The organism is Kitasatospora phosalacinea (assembly GCF_000716545.1).
GTDB lineage: Bacteria > Actinomycetota > Actinomycetes > Streptomycetales > Streptomycetaceae > Kitasatospora > Kitasatospora phosalacinea.
On sequence record NZ_JNWZ01000138.1, the window covers coordinates 1 to 3,408 of the forward strand.

Here is a 3,408-nt window from a genome sequence, read left to right on the forward strand (position 1 = left end):
CCGCCCCCATCCGCATATCTCACACACCACTGGTACAGCCACCGCTTCAGGCCCGTCAGGCACTTCACACAGATTCACCCTGACGCGCCGAAGTCAGTACTGCGGAGGAGGGCAAGTCGCGCCGGTCGGCGCGACGCAAGACCTGGCCTGTCCGTAGCGTCACCGCAGGCGGTGCCACCAGCATCCGCTTCGACGTGTGCGGTGTGGAGGCTGGCACCGGCCGGATCATGCTGTTTGACGTGGGGATGGTGGGACGTGCAGGGCAATCAGGTTCGCATCGGCACGGGTCATGTCCGGTTTGGTTCTGCGGCCGGGATCGAGGCGGCGCTCTGATGGCGGGGCGGATCTATCGCCGCTGCCACTGCACGGTCCCAGTGCTGGACAGCGCCGGGGTGCAGCTTAGGGACACGGACGGCCGGTTGCGCTACCGCGGGCTGGGGGCGCAATGCCCTGGGCTGCGCTCGAAGAAGCGGCACGGGCAGTGGTGGTTCGCCCTGGAGCTGTCGCCTGGCCCTCATGGCCGGCGGCGGATAGTGGAGGGCGGGTTCGGCAGCCGGACGGAGGCCGCCGCGGCACTCGCAGCGGTGATCACCCGCTTGCAGGTGCGGGAGGATCTGCGGTGCACCGTGGAGGAAGTGCTGTGGCGCTGGCTGCGGGTTGCTCGCGTTCCTCTGGCCACTACGACGGCGGATCTGGTGGAAGGGCACATACGCAGCTATCTGCTTCCGCATCTCGGGACGATTCCCGTGCAGGAACTCCGGGCGCGCGACATCACGCAGATGTTCGAGGCGATCGAGGTGCGCAACAAGGAGATCCGCTGTGCGCAGGCGACGCTGGCTGCCGCGCGAGAAGCCCAGCGCCAGTGGCGGGCCCAGTACGGGCGTGGCAGGGGACGCCCTCGGCGGGATGCCGCCGCGTCGCCGGTGCCCGAGCCACTGTTGCCGTCGTTCCCTGATCATCCGCAGCTGAGGCTCGCCGGCCCTGCCACTCAGCAGCGCATCCGCCAGTCCCTGCGCTCCGCGCTCACCCATGCGGTCAAACACGGCATGATTCCTGAGGAGATGGCCGCCCTGGCCGATGTCCCGCACGGACGTGGCCGCACCGCGCTGAGTCCCGACGTCCTGACCCCAGCCGGTTGGTCGGTCGGCGCGCAGTAGCCTGCGGTATGAACGGCAAACGTGGTTCGGTGCGGCGCTGCTGCGCATGCCGCGTACCGGTGGTGAACGCGCGCGGGCAGCCTGTCCTGGACGACGACGGCAACCCCCGACTCAGGTTCCTCGGCTCGTCCTGCCCGCACCTGGCCAAGCGCGGGCACGGCTCCTGGGGATTCGACGTCGATCTTCCTCCGTTGCCAGAGGGGCCCCGGCGTCGGCGGGTGCGCAAACGGGGCTTCCGCACCCGCCAGGACGCTGTGGCCGCCATGGAGTCCCTGGTGACGGCTGCGGCGCGCGACAGCGCCGGGCCGGGGATGACGACGGGCGAGTTCCTGACTCAGTGGATGCGGGAGAAGTCGGCCGGCGTGGAGCCGACCACCGCCCGGGCGTACGAGTGCCATCTGCGCCTGCACATCCTGCCCGTCCTCGCCGAAGTGCCGCTCAGTGACCTACGGCCACGGCACATCGCGGACATGTTCGAAGCGATCGAGCGGCGCAACGCGGAGATCCGCGCCGAACGGGAACGCATCGACGAGGCGAGAGCAGCCCACAGCACATGGAAGGCCCTCCACGGGCGCCGTCCCGGCCACCCGCGCTCTGGCGCTCCCCCGCCCCCTGTTGCGGAGCCCGCCGTCCCGCGGCGAACGCCGCAGCAACCACTGCGGGTGGTAGGGCCGGCTACGCGGCTGCGGATCCGGGCGACGCTGCGCTCCGCGTTGAGCGACGCCGTCCGACAGTTGCTGATCCCGGTCAACTGGGCGGCCCTCGTCCACCTGCCGTCCGTGCCCCGTCCGATCCCGACGCTGTGGACAGCCGCCCGCTCGGCCGCGTGGCGGGAAAGCGGGGAGCGACCGGGACCGGTGATGGTGTGGACACCGGAGCAAACCGGGCGCTTCCTCGACGCCTCCGCCGACGACTGGCTGTACGCACTGTGGCACCTGATGACGTTCAGCGGACTGCGGCGCGGCGAGGCCATCGGACTGCGCTGGAGCAGTGTGGACCTGGATCTCGGCACCCTGGAGATCACCCGTCAGATCGTCCAACTCGGCTACCAGCCTCACGAGAAGGCCCCGAAGCGGCACAGCGAACGCACTGTCGTCCTCGACACCCGCACCACTTGCGCTCTGGCCGATCACCGGGACCGGATGGCCAAGGCCGCCATTAGCAGCCCGCATCCCTGGCCACGGCTCGACCTCGTCTTCGTCCGCGAGGACGGGCTACCGCTGCATCCCCAATACGTGTCGCACCGGTTCGAGACGCTGATGGCTTCAGCCGACCTGCCACCGATCCGGCTGCAGGATCTGAGACACGAGGCCGCAACCCTCACGCTGGCGGGCGGTGCTGATCTCAAGGTCGTGCAAGCGCTGCTCGGACACTCGACCATCACCGTCACCGCCGACACCTACACCTCCGTCCTGCCGGACCTCGCCCGTGCGGCCGCAGAGTCCGCGGCTGGCCTGGTGCCGCTGCGCCGGTATCCGCCCCGTCGAGAGGACGGCAGCCCAAGCCGGACACCGTAACGCCGCAGCCCGCACCCGGCACCGCAGGATCGACGGGCGCGCGCGGAACCTGCCCACCCAGTCGTCCTCGAACCTGCCATCGAGAGTGTCGACTTCACCCATCCACGTTGAAGCGCTCGACAAGCCCGCACTGCGCGGGGGCCTTGGTTCCGCGCCACCCGACACGTCCAGCAGTTGTGGCCGCATCGGGCTCGAAACACACCGCCGGGCCGCGACCGCCTCCGGCTTCAACTCCTGAGCGCTGCAATCTACTTCAGGTGGCTGCCACTCTCCGCACGGCCAACCTGGACAAACCTCGGACACAAAAAATGCCGTGGCCCACTCTGATCGCAAACACTCGAAACGCCTCCCACCTGCAGGAATTCACTACACTGCCCTGCACCTCGGCCGCCCGTTGCCAGTACCGCCACGGCCACACTGGCCAAAATCTGGACAAAATGACATTCGACAATCGCCGAGGCAAAATGAAAATGATCTCCAAAAATGGAAAAAGCCCAGGTCAGGGGCTATCTGATCTGGGCTTTGACGGTGGGCCGCCAGGGGTTCGAACCCTGAACCTACGGATTAAAAGTCCGCAGCTCTGCCAATTGAGCTAGCGGCCCGCGGCAGGCGTGGACCGGGTGGGACACCGCCTGCCGGGGTGATCCTACCTGGTGCCCGGCGGGGGATGACCAGTGGATTGCCGGGCGGGTCGTGCGGGTCCCGGACGGGGGCGGCGGGGGTCAGGCCGGGGG

Annotated in this window: 2 protein-coding genes and 1 tRNA gene; 2 read left to right on the forward strand and 1 reads right to left on the reverse strand. The window is 68.8% G+C overall.

Annotated elements, in window-relative coordinates; all coding sequences use genetic code 11:
• Positions 1-374: 374 nt before the first annotated feature.
• Together OO48_RS33735 and OO48_RS33740 are read left to right on the forward strand one after the other, a co-directional pair.
• The gene (locus tag OO48_RS33735; RefSeq protein ID WP_033223410.1) at positions 375-1,157 is read left to right on the forward strand and encodes a tyrosine-type recombinase/integrase; all 783 of its coding nucleotides are present in this window, start codon (positions 375-377) and stop codon (positions 1,155-1,157) included.
• A gap of 8 nt (positions 1,158-1,165) precedes the next feature.
• On the forward strand, positions 1,166-2,674 hold the full coding sequence (locus OO48_RS33740) for a tyrosine-type recombinase/integrase (RefSeq protein WP_081952588.1): 1,509 nt from the start codon (positions 1,166-1,168) through the stop codon (positions 2,672-2,674).
• 529 nt (positions 2,675-3,203) lie between these two features.
• Here OO48_RS33740 and OO48_RS33745 read toward each other — a convergent pair.
• Positions 3,204-3,276, reverse strand: a tRNA-Lys gene (locus OO48_RS33745).
• Positions 3,277-3,408: the final 132 nt, after the last annotated feature.